Origin of the sequence: Enterococcus sp. DIV1375a, assembly GCF_051712205.1 — a bacterium.
In the GTDB taxonomy this organism is placed as follows: Bacteria; Bacillota; Bacilli; order Lactobacillales; family Enterococcaceae; genus Enterococcus; species Enterococcus faecalis.
Genome location: NZ_JBIOOM010000003.1, coordinates 20,981 through 37,216, shown reverse-complemented (window position 1 = coordinate 37,216; position 16,236 = coordinate 20,981). Strand labels below are relative to the sequence as shown.

Genomic DNA, 16,236 nt, shown 5'->3' with positions numbered 1-16,236 from the left:
TCCTTTTGGCATCCTTTCTACGTGCTCCAATTGTTTACCAAGAATCGTCATCATTCTTGTTCATTTACAAAAGTTATTCGCAAGCGTGTACTTCTATGCACCAATTCGTTGTTGTACATAGACTAAGAACGACCTTCGTTCATTCTAAAAAGGACTGGCAATCGTTTGCCCTAACTTTAACCGCTGACCGCTCACGCCACCTTCTTGTGTCCAACATTTCTCTTTTTCACATCACAGAAATCAACCAAAAGTTCCATAACATTTTCAAGCACGTCCAAGAAGACAAATCGTTTTTTATTTAGTTTTCATAACGTAAAAATTTGCTCATTCCTTTTCCCGTAGGTTTTAAGGGAGCGCCACGTTGAATTCTACGGCCAATCAAAATATCGTTGTGATCATAGACATGTTTAATTTCAGGATAGACATCTTTTAACAAAATTCTCGCCCTTTCTCTTACTTTTTTCTTGGTTCCTTCGAAATAATGTTCTACTTCAATCGCTTCTAACCCATCAATCCGATAGTTTTTACTGCTTTTATGCGTTTCAGAACGTGTATTTCTTAACTGGCGTTTTTCTCTTGAGGAAAATGTCGTTACTCTTGCGCCATAATACCCAATATCCTCTTTACGTAAGACTTTAATCACTGAAATTCCTCCTTAGCATCATCATGAAAAATTAGCACGCAACAAAAAAAGGGGAGATTGCGCCAAATTGCACAATCTCCCCTTTGAAACATCCTACATACAGCAAAAACAGATTATACCAAAATAAGCGTCCCAAAATTCAGTTTCTCAAATGAGAAGAGAAAAAGAGTTTAAGGAAAATCAAGAAAAAATGTTTTTCTTTTTGCGCATAAATTGATATAATACAGTTTGTTGTAACGCAGGTTGCAACAAAAAGGACCGAGGGCAATTCAGCTCGCCAAAGCTGTATGAATTGTCTTAATCTCCAGGTTACCAGCCAGGAGACGGTTCTTTTTTTGTTGCCTGCTAGCTTCTCATGCTTACTTTTAAGCCGGAAACTCAACAAACATCGCATTTATTTAAAAGTGTATTCTCTAATTCTAATAATTTCAAAAAAAGAATAGCATACCCTTAAAAATAATGCAAATTATTTTTTAATAATTTAGTGATTATTCTAGTTAAACTAAGCTCAATACAAGTATACATACTGCTAATGAACTTAACGCTTTGGCTACATTTTTCACTCTATGCACCTCGCTTTCCTGTTTTGTTAAGATTATTTTATCTAACTTTATTTTACTTTTAAACAACTTTTTTCTAAACTTATTAGTTTTTACCAGTTTTTCGGCAACTTTTTTTCATTTTTTTTGATTTTTATAAAAATCGCCATTTTTTATATTAGTTTTCAGAATTTTAGATTTTGTTAATCAACGCATAATTACAAGAAAGCTTACTTCTCCCTTTCTTTTCCAAAATCTCTTTCATTTCCTCACGCATAGCATCTGAAGTTTCTTTATCACCTACAATTTCCAAAGTTCTTAATATATCATTGATTTTTTCTAATTCATACACGTTATTGGTTTGTAAAAAATTATAAAAACATTCTAAATAGCTAAGATTTATTCTGTAAAAATAGCTATCTTGATAAAGAAATTTATGTTCTTTGACAATTGAAAATACTTTTTCAACCATATCATGATCATAAGCTTTTAGCATAGGAGTTAAACAATTCAAAAAAAGATTACTCAAATACTTTTTACTTAATTCAGATATATTTTTTTGTTCTAAAGGAAACAAGGAATCTAAAACTAGTTCCATATCCTCTTTATCCATATCTAAAATGGTTTGACTAATTAAGCGATAATCTTCATCAAAAAATTGTTTCCCCTTTTTTTTCTTAACTAAACTAACTACTTCTTGCAACTCTTTTTTTGTTATGGGATTTATTTTTTTTGGAAATTTCTGATGAAAAATTTGTTTTATATCAAAATAAACACTTTTCTCACATGACTGTAATTCTGAACAAGTTTGTTCTAATTGCTCATAAATTGCGATTAATTGTTCTTGAGCCTCTACAGAATCAATCTCATAATATAACATACGAACTTTTTCTCTCAATCCATGTGTTAATATAGGCTCTCCGTAAATCGAAACAAACTCTGACAACGAAATATTCAAATTCTCTAAGATACCAATTAACTCATTCCAAGATATTTCTTTTTTACCATTTTCGATTCTTGAATAAGCATCTGCACTCATCACATTTCGTCTCGCATCTTTTTGTTTAATACCACTTTCGATCCTAATTTTTTTAACAATCTCATTAATCAACTTCTTATTAGACATTTTCAGCTTTCACCACCTTCACGTCTTTATAATCAAATTCTGCACCTAATGTATGTTCCTGAACACCTTTTATATCCTTATTTCTCAAATAAGTTTTTCTTTGTTGTAACAATGGAATAACTGGCAAGTCTTCCATCACAAGATTATTTACATCAATCAACGTATCCCAACGTGCTTCTATATCCGTACCTAATTCTTCATGAACTTTTTTCATCAATTGATCCACTTGTTGGTTAGAATATCCGCTATAATTTTGTGCATTATTCGTTACCAAGCTATTTAACAAACTAGTTGGATCTGGATATTCTGGTTTTGAACCTGTTAATACTAATTCATAGTTTCTTTTCTGCATCCGTTCCAAAACAGCAGAAAACGGTAATGGTGTGACATTCACCGTTAATCCTGGTAAATGCGTTTCCCATTGATCTTTCAAATATTCGCCGATTTGTTTAGAATTACCTGTATCTGAAACCAAAAGTTCTACAGTTTTTCCCTGTTTTTCTAATGCACTTTCTTGCCACTTAGCCAAAGCTTGCTCTTTATCATATTTTGCTTTCACACTACATTCGTCCACAAAATCTTTTGCATTTTTTGGAGAAAAAGCCATCCCTTTCGGGCTCAAATTACCACTTGGTATAGAACCGTTATTCAAAACTTTATCCGTAAGTTCTTCACGATTTGTTGCATAGGATAACGCTTCACGCACCAATTTATTTGCAACAATTGATTCTTTATTCCCAACATTTGCTTGAATATAAAACGAATTACTTTGCTGAATTTCTCTTAGTTCAGGATTCTTTTTATTTTGTAAGTAAAATTCACCTGTCACATACGTCTCATCTACTTTTCCATCTTGATACAAATTATAAGCTGTTCCTTGATCTTTCGCGACCTGAGTTTTAACTTCACTCAACTTCACATGTTTTTTATCCCAATACTGCTCATTCTTCTTCAACACCCAAGAAGTAGAAACTCCTGGGCCTTTAAAATCTTCTAAACAAAATGGCCCATTGTACACTGTTTTTTCACTTGTCATTGCATACTCTTTTCCATATTTTTCAACAATATCTTCTCTCTGAGGGAAAAAAGTAGGATAAGCTAACAAACTCAAAAAATAAGGCGTCGGACTCTCTAAACTCACCACCAACTCATAATCATTGACAGCTTTTACACCTAATTTTTCTTGACTAAGCTTCCCTTCAACAATTTTAGTTGCATTTTTTACAGGGGAAAATAACATAGCAATTTCTGATCCAGTATCTGGAGACACTGTTCGACGCCAAGAATACACATAATCCTTTGCAGTAACAGGCTTTCCATCAGACCATCGAGCTTGCTTATTTAACTGAAATGTATACGTTAGGCCATCTTCAGAAATAGCCACACTTTTAGCACCAGCATCTTCTAACTTCTCGTCTTTTCCTGCACGATACAGCCCTTCATTGACATTAGACAACACCGTTTGACTATATCCGTCTGTAGCTAAAGAAACATCAATACTTGCTAACTCAACAGGTTCAACTCTTGAAAATACTTGCTTAGCAGGCTCAGTATTTTTCTCCGTACTTACACTACAACCACTAATAAAAAACACACAAATCAGAAGCAAAAACACTATAGTTGGATTTTTCAAAAAACCTCAAATCCTTTCAAAAAATATGTCTAATACTCTAATACCAAGAACAACATATCTTAAAAGACAGTAGGCGAAAGTATTCAAGAAATAATGTATTGGCAGTTGGCATGTTTTATTTTCAACCAGTATCCCACAATGCTAATTGCCTTTCTGGACTGGTAATAGTTGGTACATAAAACGGCTGTAAGACTTTTGCTTGCAGCATAGCTGCTTCTTCCACAAACGCTTTTAGCCAATCTCTATAGGCTGTTTTTGTTTGTTGATTAACCATAATGATTGTTCGAATAAGCGCTTTACGCGTAGCTACAACCAGTCCACCTCCACGACCAAACTTTGTTTTCAAATAAATCTTGCCTTCTGCTTGTAATTCTTTTAACGCACGATCTAACGATCTTTTTGGAATTTCTTTTCCTTGATACACAATATTTGTTTGTAATTCTGCTTTTGTTACTTGTAATTCCGGTTGTTTTTCATGGCACTGTGTTTCAAGATACGCCAAAAGGTCTGCTTTCCACTCAGAAAGGTGGGATTGCTTTCTTTCATGTCGTTCTTTTTTGAATTTATACCAGGTAGTTCTTTGTTGCGTAAACAATCCTGCTTCCGAACAACTTTCTAATCCCCACTCAGTAACTAAAGCACGAACATATTCTTTGTTTGCTCCTCGATATTTCCCTGAGTACGCACTTTTCACTATTCTTACTCGTTCACTGTCTTTTAAAGGTGTAGCTAGCGCACTATTAAACAAATCCATTTCGTTTAAGCAATCTTCTAGCTCAACTCCTGAAGCATAATTTGCCAAAGACAACGTAAAAATCACGTTATTTCGTCCCAATTTCCCTTTAGTCCCAACGATTTTAGGATTACTAATCAACAATTGATACCATTTTTCTTTTACTTGCTTATATTCTGGTTGCACCAGTGATAAATTCGGTTTTTTCACTGTTTTCGCTGGTTCATATTTCATAGACCATTGAATCAACTGTTGCATGTCATGTTTTAATGCAGGATAGTAATAGACTACATTGTCTTTACGTGGAATACGAGCAATCCCAAAATGGTTACAGCCTAAATCAACAGAAGAAAGTTCTTCTGCAAAAGCTTTGCGTAAATTTTCTGACACTCGTTTAGCTACTTCAATAGACTGATAATTATTTTTTGACGAAATGTACCAGGCATTTTCTAGAATAAAATATGCTTGAAACCCACCTGGTGTTTCTAAGATTAACGTAGGCATCAATTCAAGATCAATCGCCACATCAAGAATTCGTTGTGCATCCAACGTTTCTCCAGGTACTTTATCAAAATCAATCACAAACGTGTTAATTTGTTGCAAGTTCTGTTCATTGTGCCCTTTCACCACTGTTCTTGCTTCATCTGCATATGCACCATAACTATAAACGTTGGGGGTCCAATGTGTGAACTTGTTTTCATTTTCATTCAATGCTTCTAAAGAAGTAAGAACTACCCCTCGTGCTTGCATCATTTGTTTTTTTGAACGAAAAGCAAACATGGCACCTTTTTTTCCATGCGCTTGATAATGGATTGGTTTAATTTTGCTATTTAAAAATTTATACTCTCGAATACTGTCTTTTAAAATGTCTTTAACTATAGCTGCTACATTCATTTTATTGCCACCTTACTTTCAAACAAAAAAAGAGAACTGCCGGGCACACCATCCAGTTCTCAAAACATTGTTTTAAAAGCAAAATCCGTTGATTTTTTCAGTTAAAAACATTGATATATTCGTCGTCCCATGGTATAATTTTAGAGAAATAGAGAGTTGCTTCTCTCTAATTGATCTAAATATTGGATAAAGCTAGGTTCAAGTAGTTTTATCTCTCGGGGACGAAGAAGAATCTGAAATGGGTGGTTCATTTGGGATTCTGTAACAAGTCAGACTGGCTGGTCTACTTGTTACCGTCTCTTTTTTTTACATTTCGTTTTGTTATTTGAAGAATAAACCATCTTTTCATTTTTGTAAATAAAAATTTGTATGGAAAAAAGTGTGCCATATCATAAAACCTTAATTTACTAGTGTTTTCAGCTTATTTAATATGGCATACTTTTTTCCATATTGATTAATTCTATGGAAAAAAATATCCATATAGCACATTTTTTTCCATCAACTTAGTTTTATATGTTATTTAACACGCACAATTATGCGTATATTTATGCTTATATTTGTGCGCGTAAATATAAAAATGCGTATGCTCATGCTTTTTTTGTAGCATACAAAATCCTAATTTTTTAAAAAAAGTATGCTATAATATAGTTGAATGGAGTTGCTTATATGAATCAATTAGAATTATTCCCTGAAAAGGACATCGATCCTTACATTGTTAGAAAATCTACAGGCTTAATCAGAGAGGCTAAACATTCTTTATCAGCAAAAGAGTTGACTTTAATAGATTATCTCATTTCTCAAGTAAAGCAACATGATAGTGAACTGTATGAAATTGAGGTGTCTATTAAGGAACTAAATGAAATATGTAAATTTGGAGCTGGTGGTGCTGCATACTCTTCTACAATGGAAGCCCTTTTAACTTTAGCAAACAAAGGATTTTGGTTTGAAATGCCAAACGGAACCAAAACTATCGGTCGCTGGCTTGATAAAGCCTATGTAAAAAATGGTCTTGCTAGACTTCAATTAGATAAAGATTTATCTCCTCATTTACTAGGATTAGTACGCTCTGGAAATTACACACAGTTTTATTTTGCTGACGTAGTTAACCTTAAAAGCTTATTTGCCAAAAGATTATATGAAGAACTACGCTCTTACAATGATGATAAAGTCATTGAACTTTCAGTTGAAAGAATCAAAGAATTGTTTAATAAAGAAAATTTAGAATGGTCCAGAGTTCAAGCGTATTTAAGAAAAGCTAAAAAGAATATAAACGAAAATACTTTTATGACTATTGATTATGAAACAGTGAGAAAAGGGCGAAAAACTGTATCTGTTAGATTTTATGTCAATAAAAAACAAGGAGATTTACTTGAAGGATAACCAAAAAGCTGTAATAACAGCTTTTTTTATTGCGCATAAACATCAATACATTCATACGTATATTTATGCGCATATTCATGTTGACATTTATGCGCATACGTGGTAAATTAAAATTATTAAGAAACATATCTTTTAGAAATGGGGGAGACACAATGAGCAATAAAGAATTAGCAGTCGGTTCAATTAATATACAAAAAGGTGGAACCGGTAAATCTTCAACTATCTTCAATTTAGGAGAAAAAATATCTGAGGAAAAAAGTGTGCTACTTATTGATTTAGACGAATCGGGTAATTTATCTTCTAGATATTTAATGAATGAAAAATATGACTTAGGATTAATTAAACCTGAAAATAAAATTGGGAATCTATTTACACATGGAAATGTTGAACCAATTAATATTCATACAAATTTAGACTTAATTGTTAGTAGTAATAACCTTCCAGAAATAGAAAAAAAAATACAAACAAAACCAAATAATAGACTAATTATTGTAGCTTGGATTGCTGATAATTATGAAAAACTAGCAGAAAAATACGACTACATCTTAATTGATACACATAATGATACTAGTATTATTACACAAAACGCATGGGTTGCTTCAGACGTTGTATTTGCAGTTTCTGATCCCTCTATGGATGCATTTATAGCTGTTCAAAAATTAGAACACGATATTGAAGTTTTAAGAGAAGAATTAGTTGAATTTAGGACGAAAGAATCGTACTTACAAGCAGAATTTAAATTTGTCGGAAATAAAATTGAACACAACACAAATTCTTCAAAAGAATTCTTAGAATTAGCCAATCAGCATGATAAATTTATTGGATATTTTCAAAAAAAAGAACTTATAAATACAGCCAATATTGAAATGACCCCAATTAATGAATTTGCTAAAGACAAAAATACTTATGCTAAACATAAGACTTTCTTTGATCGTACATTTGAATTGTACGAAAAAATGCGTATGATTATGGATAATCACTAAAAAGGAGAGTATTAACAATGACAAACACAAATCGTTTTAAAAAATTTCAAGGTTTAGATTTTGACAAAGATAATACAAATTCAAAAAATATTGAATCTGTTAACAACGAGGCAGAATCAAATACCAACAAAGTTTCTACCTTCAATATAGTCTCTGGTAGTGTTGGAATGAATAAAAAACCTAAAAATTTAACATTGTATCCTTCACAAATAGAACGTTTAGAGGAACTTTCAGCAATGTTTAATCGTTCCCAATCAGATCTTGTTGGAGATTTCATTGATCAAGTATATACCGCATATAAAGATTAACATACACATAAATATAAACATGCGTATGCGCGTGCGTGTGTTTGTGTTCATGCTTATATTGGGCATGCACATATTCATGCGCGCAAGCATGCACATAAATATGTTTTGAATCTTTTATGTCTAACTTTTTCTAATAAAAAATATTATGAATATTGATAGTCTTCAAAGTACAAATTTGTTGACCTACTTTAATAATATGTTATACTGAAAGTGCGAAATGATAAAAACTCGTGCGAACAGCACAAAAGCCAATCCCTACCTGCGACGAAAGGGATTGGCTTTTTTTTTCGTTCGTTGCGACTCCGAACGTGTGGGTTAGAGACAACTTGCTTAGTTATCGTCTTTCTCTTCTAACCAGTGAGAAACTAGTTCTAAAACTAGGCCAACAAAAAGAGGTGCGATAACCAATGATAAAAACTCATACACGAACAACACCACCTTTAGTGGCAAGTTGCCGTACTAATTATAACATAATCTTAAAATCTATATAAAAACAAAAAATTTTAGTTTTGTAGGCCTTAACAAAGAAAATGAAACAACTGATAAGTATTTTATGTAAAGAGAAAAGGAGAAATTCCTCCTTTTCTCTTTTAGTTTATCTTTCCAAGCCAATGTTTCCTCCGGAATGCCCACCAACCAATCCTGCACGATTCACAGCTGTTGCTCCATCTAAAAGAGAAGAAGCATGTATCAATGCTTTAAAGCCAAATTTTTGACGTATTTTATCAATCAAATAATCCAACTGAATATCTACAATTTGTTCTTCAGGAACAGAAAAGAGATCTAACTGAAGAGTAGTATCCCAAACCAACTTTCCAAATGAAACGCCTAAATTACGAATGTCTATTCCAGGAACATAGTTTTCTCGAAAAAGCTTTAAAACATGCTCGGTTAACACTTTTGTGTTGTTGCTACGAGCGATTTTAAGCTGTTTTCGCCAACCAGACCTGCTCAGTGCATCAACTTGTCCTTTAGAATAACCAACAAAAATTGAAACACACTCAGTTTGACAGTTTGCATTCCTCAATCTAGTTGCTACCTGGTCAGCAAGTTCCTTCAGTACTAATTCAACTTGATCCCTTCGTGCATAGTCTTTAGGCAATACTTGACTATTCCCAAATGATTTTTCTTTGGGAGTTTGTTTCTTTTCCCCTAAAAAACTTCGATCAATCCCCAAAGAATGAGCGTACAGCTGTAATCCCATGACACCAAAACGTTGCTTTAAAATGTAAGGATCTGCATGAGCTAAATCGTAAATCGATTGAATTCCAGACATCTTTAATCGAGCAGCCATGCGTTTACCAATCCCACAAAATTCCGTAATAGGTGAGATAGACCAAACTTTTTCTTGAACATCTTCATATCTCCACTCCGCTACAAAACCAGGTGTATTTTTTGCTTCATTGTCTAATGCTAATTTAGCTAGCAAAGGATTATCACCAATTCCAATAGTTACGTACAATCCCATGTGATTATAAATCACACGCTGTATAATTTTGGCCAACTTAAATGCTGAATCACAATTAAAGTAGGAGAGAGAAGCAGTAATATCTAAAAAACTTTCATCTACACTAAAGACAGAATGATCTTCGTCGGCAACGAATCTTTTATATAAATTATTGATTTCTTGATTCTTTTTCATATACACATTCATTCTTGGTGGTACAACTAATAAATCAGGGTGATCAGGGACTTCGTCTTTACGAGTCACATTAGAAATTCCTAGAACTTTTTTTGCCATTGGAGAAGCAGCAAGTACTAATCCACCTGCATTATCAGCCCCACTCATTACTATAAGCATTGTTTTGAGGGGATCTAAGCCGCGTTCTACACATTCTACGCTCGCATAAAATGATTTTACATCAATACACAGAATGTCGCGTCTAGGTTCTTTGGAATAATCAAATTTCATACAAAAAAACCACCTTTCCGCTCAACATTATACGAACTAAAGTTCGTATAATCAAGCGAACAATGTTCATTTTTAATAGTAATATTTTTTATTATATTTCTCAAAGTAGCATAAAAAAGAACCCCACTGACTTGGTCGACAGTGGGGTGGGGACTTAAATATAAAAAATAACATATTAATATGTTCTAATATCCATATCGAATATTGGATAAACTTGTTATTTTTTTATTATATCTTTTTGTTTAAGTGATAATTCAGATGAATCATGCTGAATAGCTTTTGCCATTTCTATATTCAGTTGACTTAATAGAAATGGAACAGAAGCTTGTTGCTTATTTAATTTATCTTTATAGTCAATCAAAATATGTTTTAACTGAATATTTCGAGAATCATTTAACTCGTTGAGTAGTTCATTGATTAAGACAGAAACTTGCTTTCCTCTATCCTGACCTCCAGCAAACCATTTCATTTTGCTACCTCCTTAATAATTCCAACCAGCATGTCCACGGGTAACCCAATTTGCAACTGCATTATTTCCAATAATAGTAATTGCTTTGCTCCAGTCTACCCAACATTTTTGCTTATTACAATAGACACCATTTCCGTAATACGTGGCAGCTTCTGCATTTGTTCCTAATGCTGTAAAACCAATTCCAATCATGCCACAAATAACTACGCCTTTAACTAATTTTTTTAATGAATGTTCACCTCGAAAATAAGAATTTATAACGGTTATTTGTCTAAATTTTGTATACACTAAAATAAATTATTTACATAAGATTTTGCAACCATTCAATTAAAAAATATACGGTATTGCTTCAAAGCCATATCCAATATCATTATCTCTCAGTTCTTTTCTACTTAAATTTTGATAATCCTTTTTTATAAAATCCATTAGCTCACGAATTTCAGGTATCTCTATTCTTTGCTCTGCTTTTAACTTAGCAAGGTTTTTGTAAATGATAATAATAGATTTAGTATAGTCTTCTTGTTGCAATACTTTTGCTGCTTCTAAAAGCCCATCTTTTACTTCCTTATTATCAAGTGTGTACGTATTATATACCCTTGATAACAGTGTAAATAGCTTTTGATTTTTATTATCTTCCACCTATACCACCTAACACTTTCGTAAATCCATTGACGTATGCTTTTACACCTCTGTCTATAATTTCGGAACGCGCTCTACTCCAATCTACCCAACATTTTTGTTTATTACAATAGACACCATTTCCGTAATACGTAGCAGCTTCTACATTTGTTCCTAATGCTGTAAAACCAATCCCGATCATGCCACAAATAACTAAACCTTTAACTAATTTCTTTTTCATTAATGTTCACCTCGAAAAATAAAAATTAGAAAACGTCTTCTATACAGAAATTATAGAACTATTGGTATAGTTTTGTAAACACTATAATAAAGGTTTTTTCCTAACATTTTTGTAAGAAGGTATATATAATTAAAAAGAATCTACCTACTTATTTTTTTTGCATCTTCAACTAAAAATGCTTGTAAAAACCGTATGTCCAAATAACAACATTCAAGCCTACTAAAAACCAAAAAATTTTAATCATAAATGCAACAGTATGTTCTTCTTTTCTTTGTAAATACTCTTCTCTCCATTTAGGATCATGTTTTCTTTTTTTCAAAAATTCATATGTATGATAAGTAGTACTTTCTTTCTCTTTCACTAGCTGTCACCTCAATTTTTTACTTCTATATATTGTCCACCAAATGCAAGTTTATACTGTTTACCACAACTTTTACATTTGTATTCTGTTCGTTTCCAACGAATACGTTCCGCTAACATGCCACAATCACAAGAAATATACTCAACCAAAACACCTTCAGCTCTGTTAGCTACTTCTATTTTTTGATAATCATACTCTTTTCTCATAACTAGTCACCTTTAAAAATTAAGGGATTACTTTATGCACTTTAATTGACACTATTATATTTAATGAGGAATTAGTTGTTGCCTATTACTATTTTATCAAGATTTCCCCTTTTTTCAAATTTTTTCTGGGCTTATTTCTATGAAAATACCCTTACTTAATTTGTATTCTTTTTTACAATTACTACACTTAAAATGATTATATTTTCCCAACTCTCTTCTAGCCAATTGGCCACAATCACAATCAACATAAGCAACTACATTTGTCTTATTCCACGTAGTAATTTCTATTCCCCAGTGATCATATTTTTTTCGAACAACCATCTTAAATCTCTCCGTTTCTAAAACTATATCTTGCAACCATTTCTCTATATTCTTGTTTTGTTTTAGGCTGAACTCGCAATACTTCTTCGGCCAACTCTAATAATAGTTTTTCCACTTTTACTGACATTGTATCAAAAATAACCATTGGCTTTTTTTCTTTTTCTACACGCTTTTTATATCTTTGAAAATTTGCTGAATAGAGTCGACCATTTGACATTTTTTCTATTCCATACCCTGAAACCAAAGGATTTTCCAACAACTGAATAATCTTCTCTCTATTTTCCATAATAACTCCTTATCTATTTTTCACTAAGTAATTGTTCTTCTTTAGCTTGTTTTTTAATTCGTTTAAGAGTAGACAAAGAAATGCCTGTTTTCTTTTCTACTGCTCTCATGCTATTTGTTTCCATTAACTCTAATGCATGTTTATATTTATCATTCAGAACTCTTTTCGGACGTCCTTCTCGGTAGTTTTTATTATTTGCTCTGTGCCACTGTTTTCCCTCTTGGGTTCTCGTTACGATTAAGTCTCGTTCAAATTGTGCAAAACTACCTAACATGTTCATCATTAACGTTTGCATAGAATCACTTTTATTTGGCTCAAAGTTTAGGGCATTATCTAAGAAGGTGATAGTCACTCCTGAATTGTTTAAAGAAGAGATAATCGAATTTAAATCAACGATACTTCTAGCTAGCCGATCAATTTTCGTCACTAATACTTTATCGCCAGGTTTTACAATAAATAGTAGTTCTTCTAATTCTTTCCTTCCTTCTTTTTTTGTTCCCGTATATTTTTCACTGAATATTTTTTCTGCTCCAGCTTGTTCTAGTTTTTGAATCTGGGTTTTGTAATCTTGATTACTAGTACTCACTCTTGAATAACCATAAATAGACAAAATTTATTCACCTTTTCTGAACATAAGTTTTTGATACCTGACAATTCTAAGTATAGCACGAAGAACCAAAGAGGTCAAAAACTTAAAAGTTTTTGACCTATTTGGTTCTTACTATAAATTATTTTTTGTAGATAGTACTCCTATGTCCTATTGAAAATATTTGTATTATAATTTCTGAATCACAAATATTAGCCAATATTCGATAATTTCCGATTCTGTAACGCCATTCACCACTTCTATTTCCAGTCAAGCCTTTTCCATGTTGACGAGGATCAGTAGTTCCTTCTAAGTTTTTTCTAATCCATGCTACTATTATTCTTGCCTGGTTTCTATCCATTTTTTTTAATTGTTTCTGAGCTTGTGGCATATATACAACTTTATATTTCATTTAATAGATTCTCCATCTCCTCTTGAGAAATACCAATCTCTTTTTTCTCTTTGGAAATTTCCATTGCGTTCCGTAAGGTTTTTAAATCAATTTCATCTTCAATTTTATCTAATACAGTTTTTCGATAAAGTTCAGTTAATGAAGAATTATGAGCTTTTGCATATTCTAACACAAGTTCTTTTTCATCCTCAGGAATTCTAAATGTAATTGTTGATTGAGACATCTTATTACCTCCATTCGCACCTTGTAATAACATTGTATTAAAAATAAGCAAATTTGTCAATACATTGTAATTACAAATATAATAGTTAATCTAATATATAGAATAAAATATGAACGATAATTATATAGTACGTATTATCAAAACAATTCTACTTGTGTCACATTGGTTTTTATCCGTTCCAAAGACTGTTTATAATATTTTTCATTCGTTTCAAAACCAATAAACTGTCGGTCTGTATTCAAACAAGCAATCGCTGTTGTCCCACTTCCCATACAATTATCCAAAACAATTTCTCCTGGTTTCGTATAAGTTTTTACCAAATATTCCAGTAAAGCGACAGGTTTTTGCGTGGGGTGAAACGTATGCTTTGTTTCTTTTGGAAACTTCAATACATGATTTGGATAACCTGTTATTGTTTGTGTATATTCTTTGCCTGATAAGCCACCATTATGTGCATAGATATTTTCTTTGCTCTCCTTTCGAATCGCTGTCTTTGGTTGCTTCAATGCGATTAGTCCTTGCGGATAATAGTTCGGCGTTCCCTTTGAAAACACTGAGATTGTTTCAACGCAACGCATTGGTTGTGTTTTCGCAAATGTAAAACCAGTCACATTATTTTTCAACCAATACCAGTCATATTTATAGAGCTTGAAATTGCTCATACGTAATGCAGTAGAAAAAGGTTCTGCCCCGAATAAAACAATAGGGATATCTTTTTTAGCTATTCGCAAATAGGATTCCCACAACTTATCCCAGGGCAATACCTCATCCCAGGAACAAGCTGTAGTACCATAAGGCAAATCACAAATAATCGCATCGATTGATTCATCCGGTATTTTTTTCATTCCTTCTAAACAATCTTCAAAGTAAATCGTATTGTATTCCATCATAAGTTACTCCTTATGATTTAGGCCTAAATCGTTTATTATTCAAGTCTTGATACCTTTACTTTACTGATTATTTGTTTGAAAGGTTTCCTAACAAATCTTGAAAAATGTTGCTAAAAAGTCCTTTTTAGAACCTTTTAGCAATATCATATATCACTGCCACTGTAACTGAATTCCCCGCTTGTTTATACAAACTACTATCAGACATTTTTTGCTCATACTCACAATGATAATGATCTAACTTATTCTCAATAATAATTTTTGCTATCTCCCTACTTCCAAATTTTGCTGCTAAAAATGCTTCATCTGGAAAAGCTTGTAGTCGCCAACATTCCATTGGAGTAAGTCTTCTTATCTGGAAATCTTCAGTAACTACTGCTTGCTGATCACCCGTTAACAACGTATGTGCATATTTTTTACCTACGCGGCCTCTTCTTTTCTTTGAATTTGGAAAAGCAAAATTAATGCTATCACCTGGTCCAGCTTCACTATAACCTTCTTTTGTTGCTTCTCGAACCAAAATTTTAGGTTCTTGGCCACCGCCACCCATCGTTGTAAGAGTAGGAGAAAGCCCGTTAACTGAAACAACCGCTGAGGAAGAGCGAAACTTATTGTCTAACAATCCTTCAACAATAATTCTTTTTTCCACATGCGTTGTTTTTGATTGAGCAGGAACCATTATTTTACTTCCTTCGCCATTATTGCAAGTAATTGTCGGACTTATAGCATCCGAGGAAAATACATTCCCGTTCATTCCTCTAGCACTTGGATTCACATTACCAACAACTTGTTGTTTTCTTCCCTTTGAATTTATTTTTGCTGATTTAAAATTAATTTGGCTTTCTTCTCCTGTGATAGGAAATATTTGGTTGGTACTTGCTCCTCTAAGACGTCCGATAATAAAGACACGTTCTCTATTTTGTGGGACATAATTCTTGCTGTTAAGCACTTGCCATTCCACGATATACCCCAATTCATCCAAAGTTCGTAAGATTGTCTCAAACGTAGCGCCTGAATCATGGTTGAGGAGTCCTTTAACATTTTCAAGGAATAGATACTTGGGCTGCAAAATATGTGCGAACCGTGCAATTTCAAAAAAGAGAGTTCCTCGAGTATCTCTGAAACCTTTTCTTTTTCCTGCAACACTGAAAGCTTGGCATGGAAATCCTCCTGCGATAATGTCCACACGTCCGATTCCTCGAACAAATTCATCTGATATTGTTGTAATGTCATGCATTTCTACCTCATTTTCTGTATTATGAATTGCTTTGTAACTTTCTCTTGCTTTGGCATCAATTTCACAAAAACCTATACACCGATGTCCTGCTTTTTCTAACCCTAATCGAAAACCTCCAACTCCTGAAAATAAATCTAAAAAAGTTAATTGTTGCTTTGTCATGAGAAAAACTCTTTCTCACAGCGCTGTGGTCGTTATTCAAGCTTGTACCAGAAGTATAACGATTATTAGGTTTACA

The 16,236-nt window shown here is 32.9% G+C and carries 22 protein-coding genes; 3 read left to right on the top strand and 19 right to left on the bottom strand.

Annotation, left to right across the window (positions count from 1 at the left end; all coding sequences use genetic code 11):
• Nucleotides 1-298 precede the first annotated feature (298 nt).
• From traE to IGJ63_RS13790, 4 genes are all read right to left on the bottom strand, one after another.
• Nucleotides 299-643, bottom strand: coding sequence for a type IV conjugative transfer system protein TraE (gene traE, locus IGJ63_RS13805; protein ID WP_438746742.1), 345 nt, complete (start codon nt 641-643; stop codon nt 299-301).
• A 732-nt stretch (nt 644-1,375) separates the two neighbouring features.
• Nucleotides 1,376-2,308 carry a helix-turn-helix domain-containing protein gene (locus IGJ63_RS13800; RefSeq protein WP_263307221.1) on the bottom strand — a complete coding sequence of 311 codons (933 nt, stop codon included), beginning with the start codon at nt 2,306-2,308 and terminating at the stop codon, nt 1,376-1,378.
• Entirely contained in the window at nt 2,301-3,941 is a 1,641-nt protein-coding gene (locus tag IGJ63_RS13795; protein WP_263307220.1) for a peptide ABC transporter substrate-binding protein, read from the bottom strand. The genes IGJ63_RS13800 and IGJ63_RS13795 overlap by 8 nt, the downstream gene beginning before the upstream one ends.
• 121 nt (nt 3,942-4,062) lie before the next feature.
• Nucleotides 4,063-5,568, bottom strand: a complete 1,506-nt coding sequence (locus IGJ63_RS13790; protein WP_016633177.1) for a primase C-terminal domain-containing protein — start codon at nt 5,566-5,568, stop codon at nt 4,063-4,065.
• Nucleotides 5,569-6,234: 666 nt separating this feature from the next.
• On the opposite strand from IGJ63_RS13790, the gene IGJ63_RS13785 reads away from it, so the two are divergent.
• From IGJ63_RS13785 to IGJ63_RS13775, 3 genes are all read left to right on the top strand, one after another.
• Nucleotides 6,235-6,948 (top strand): replication initiation protein, encoded by a 714-nt coding sequence (locus IGJ63_RS13785; RefSeq protein WP_257877995.1) that lies wholly within the window; start codon nt 6,235-6,237, stop codon nt 6,946-6,948.
• A gap of 152 nt (nt 6,949-7,100) precedes the next feature.
• Nucleotides 7,101-7,931 (top strand): ParA family protein, encoded by an 831-nt coding sequence (locus tag IGJ63_RS13780; RefSeq protein ID WP_101731856.1) that lies wholly within the window; start codon nt 7,101-7,103, stop codon nt 7,929-7,931.
• 17 nt (nt 7,932-7,948) lie between these two features.
• On the top strand, nt 7,949-8,239 hold the full coding sequence (locus IGJ63_RS13775) for a hypothetical protein (RefSeq protein ID WP_101731857.1): 291 nt from the start codon (nt 7,949-7,951) through the stop codon (nt 8,237-8,239).
• Between the two features lie 330 nt (nt 8,240-8,569).
• Here the strand turns inward: IGJ63_RS13775 and IGJ63_RS13770 are convergent, their stop codons facing one another.
• From IGJ63_RS13770 to IGJ63_RS13700, 15 genes are all read right to left on the bottom strand, one after another.
• Nucleotides 8,570-8,665, bottom strand: coding sequence for a type I toxin-antitoxin system Fst family toxin (locus IGJ63_RS13770; RefSeq protein ID WP_142665832.1), 96 nt, complete (start codon nt 8,663-8,665; stop codon nt 8,570-8,572).
• Between the two features lie 169 nt (nt 8,666-8,834).
• Nucleotides 8,835-10,151, bottom strand: a complete 1,317-nt coding sequence (locus IGJ63_RS13765; RefSeq protein ID WP_263307219.1) for a Y-family DNA polymerase — start codon at nt 10,149-10,151, stop codon at nt 8,835-8,837.
• 217 nt (nt 10,152-10,368) lie between these two features.
• On the bottom strand, nt 10,369-10,620 hold the full coding sequence (locus tag IGJ63_RS13760) for a bacteriocin immunity protein (RefSeq protein ID WP_263307218.1): 252 nt from the start codon (nt 10,618-10,620) through the stop codon (nt 10,369-10,371).
• A gap of 12 nt (nt 10,621-10,632) precedes the next feature.
• Nucleotides 10,633-10,812 (bottom strand): class II bacteriocin, encoded by a 180-nt coding sequence (locus IGJ63_RS13755; protein ID WP_263307217.1) that lies wholly within the window; start codon nt 10,810-10,812, stop codon nt 10,633-10,635.
• 135 nt (nt 10,813-10,947) lie between these two features.
• Nucleotides 10,948-11,259 (bottom strand): hypothetical protein, encoded by a 312-nt coding sequence (locus IGJ63_RS13750; RefSeq protein ID WP_130760241.1) that lies wholly within the window; start codon nt 11,257-11,259, stop codon nt 10,948-10,950.
• Complete coding sequence (locus IGJ63_RS13745) at nt 11,249-11,479, bottom strand: leucocin A/sakacin P family class II bacteriocin (RefSeq protein WP_010818068.1); 231 nt, start codon at nt 11,477-11,479, stop codon at nt 11,249-11,251. Before IGJ63_RS13745 ends, IGJ63_RS13750 begins: the two co-directional genes overlap by 11 nt.
• A 169-nt stretch (nt 11,480-11,648) precedes the next feature.
• Complete coding sequence (locus tag IGJ63_RS13740) at nt 11,649-11,840, bottom strand: hypothetical protein (protein WP_192190576.1); 192 nt, start codon at nt 11,838-11,840, stop codon at nt 11,649-11,651.
• 11 nt (nt 11,841-11,851) lie between these two features.
• Nucleotides 11,852-12,046 (bottom strand): hypothetical protein, encoded by a 195-nt coding sequence (locus IGJ63_RS13735; protein ID WP_002367787.1) that lies wholly within the window; start codon nt 12,044-12,046, stop codon nt 11,852-11,854.
• Nucleotides 12,047-12,160: 114 nt separating this feature from the next.
• Nucleotides 12,161-12,367 (bottom strand): hypothetical protein, encoded by a 207-nt coding sequence (locus tag IGJ63_RS13730; RefSeq protein WP_263307216.1) that lies wholly within the window; start codon nt 12,365-12,367, stop codon nt 12,161-12,163.
• Nucleotide 12,368: 1 nt separating this feature from the next.
• Nucleotides 12,369-12,653, bottom strand: a complete 285-nt coding sequence (locus IGJ63_RS13725) for a hypothetical protein (RefSeq protein WP_075575629.1) — start codon at nt 12,651-12,653, stop codon at nt 12,369-12,371.
• Between the two features lie 13 nt (nt 12,654-12,666).
• Nucleotides 12,667-13,266 carry a recombinase family protein gene (locus IGJ63_RS13720; RefSeq protein ID WP_438746764.1) on the bottom strand — a complete coding sequence of 200 codons (600 nt, stop codon included), beginning with the start codon at nt 13,264-13,266 and terminating at the stop codon, nt 12,667-12,669.
• Between the two features lie 115 nt (nt 13,267-13,381).
• Nucleotides 13,382-13,651 carry a type II toxin-antitoxin system RelE family toxin gene (locus IGJ63_RS13715; protein ID WP_002367773.1) on the bottom strand — a complete coding sequence of 90 codons (270 nt, stop codon included), beginning with the start codon at nt 13,649-13,651 and terminating at the stop codon, nt 13,382-13,384.
• Nucleotides 13,641-13,874: a type II toxin-antitoxin system RelB family antitoxin gene (gene relB / locus IGJ63_RS13710; protein WP_002334254.1), complete on the bottom strand. Its 234-nt coding sequence runs from the start codon at nt 13,872-13,874 to the stop codon at nt 13,641-13,643. Before relB ends, IGJ63_RS13715 begins: the two co-directional genes overlap by 11 nt.
• Nucleotides 13,875-14,011: 137 nt before the next feature.
• Nucleotides 14,012-14,764: a DNA-methyltransferase gene (locus tag IGJ63_RS13705; protein WP_263307190.1), complete on the bottom strand. Its 753-nt coding sequence runs from the start codon at nt 14,762-14,764 to the stop codon at nt 14,012-14,014.
• Between the two features lie 124 nt (nt 14,765-14,888).
• A complete protein-coding gene (locus tag IGJ63_RS13700; RefSeq protein WP_438746734.1) occupies nt 14,889-16,160 on the bottom strand; it encodes a DNA cytosine methyltransferase in 1,272 nt (423 codons plus the stop codon).
• Between the last annotated feature and the right edge of the window lie 76 nt (nt 16,161-16,236).

Coding starts and splice junctions, on each gene's coding strand:
- IGJ63_RS13800 (WP_263307221.1), bottom strand. CDS start 2,308: ATGTCTAATAAGAAGTTGATTAATGAGATTGTTAAAAAAATTAGGATC.
- IGJ63_RS13780 (WP_101731856.1), top strand. CDS start 7,101: ATGAGCAATAAAGAATTAGCAGTCGGTTCAATTAATATACAAAAAGGT.
- relB (WP_002334254.1), bottom strand. CDS start 13,874: ATGTCTCAATCAACAATTACATTTAGAATTCCTGAGGATGAAAAAGAA.
- IGJ63_RS13755 (WP_263307217.1), bottom strand. CDS start 10,812: ATGATTGGAATTGGTTTTACAGCATTAGGAACAAATGCAGAAGCTGCC.
- IGJ63_RS13715 (WP_002367773.1), bottom strand. CDS start 13,651: ATGAAATATAAAGTTGTATATATGCCACAAGCTCAGAAACAATTAAAA.
- IGJ63_RS13745 (WP_010818068.1), bottom strand. CDS start 11,479: ATGAAAAAGAAATTAGTTAAAGGTTTAGTTATTTGTGGCATGATCGGG.
- IGJ63_RS13725 (WP_075575629.1), bottom strand. CDS start 12,653: ATGGAAAATAGAGAGAAGATTATTCAGTTGTTGGAAAATCCTTTGGTT.
- IGJ63_RS13735 (WP_002367787.1), bottom strand. CDS start 12,046: ATGAGAAAAGAGTATGATTATCAAAAAATAGAAGTAGCTAACAGAGCT.
- IGJ63_RS13760 (WP_263307218.1), bottom strand. CDS start 10,620: ATGAAATGGTTTGCTGGAGGTCAGGATAGAGGAAAGCAAGTTTCTGTC.
- IGJ63_RS13730 (WP_263307216.1), bottom strand. CDS start 12,367: ATGGTTGTTCGAAAAAAATATGATCACTGGGGAATAGAAATTACTACG.
- IGJ63_RS13790 (WP_016633177.1), bottom strand. CDS start 5,568: ATGAATGTAGCAGCTATAGTTAAAGACATTTTAAAAGACAGTATTCGA.
- IGJ63_RS13705 (WP_263307190.1), bottom strand. CDS start 14,764: ATGATGGAATACAATACGATTTACTTTGAAGATTGTTTAGAAGGAATG.
- IGJ63_RS13765 (WP_263307219.1), bottom strand. CDS start 10,151: ATGAAATTTGATTATTCCAAAGAACCTAGACGCGACATTCTGTGTATT.
- IGJ63_RS13700 (WP_438746734.1), bottom strand. CDS start 16,160: ATGACAAAGCAACAATTAACTTTTTTAGATTTATTTTCAGGAGTTGGA.
- IGJ63_RS13775 (WP_101731857.1), top strand. CDS start 7,949: ATGACAAACACAAATCGTTTTAAAAAATTTCAAGGTTTAGATTTTGAC.
- IGJ63_RS13785 (WP_257877995.1), top strand. CDS start 6,235: ATGAATCAATTAGAATTATTCCCTGAAAAGGACATCGATCCTTACATT.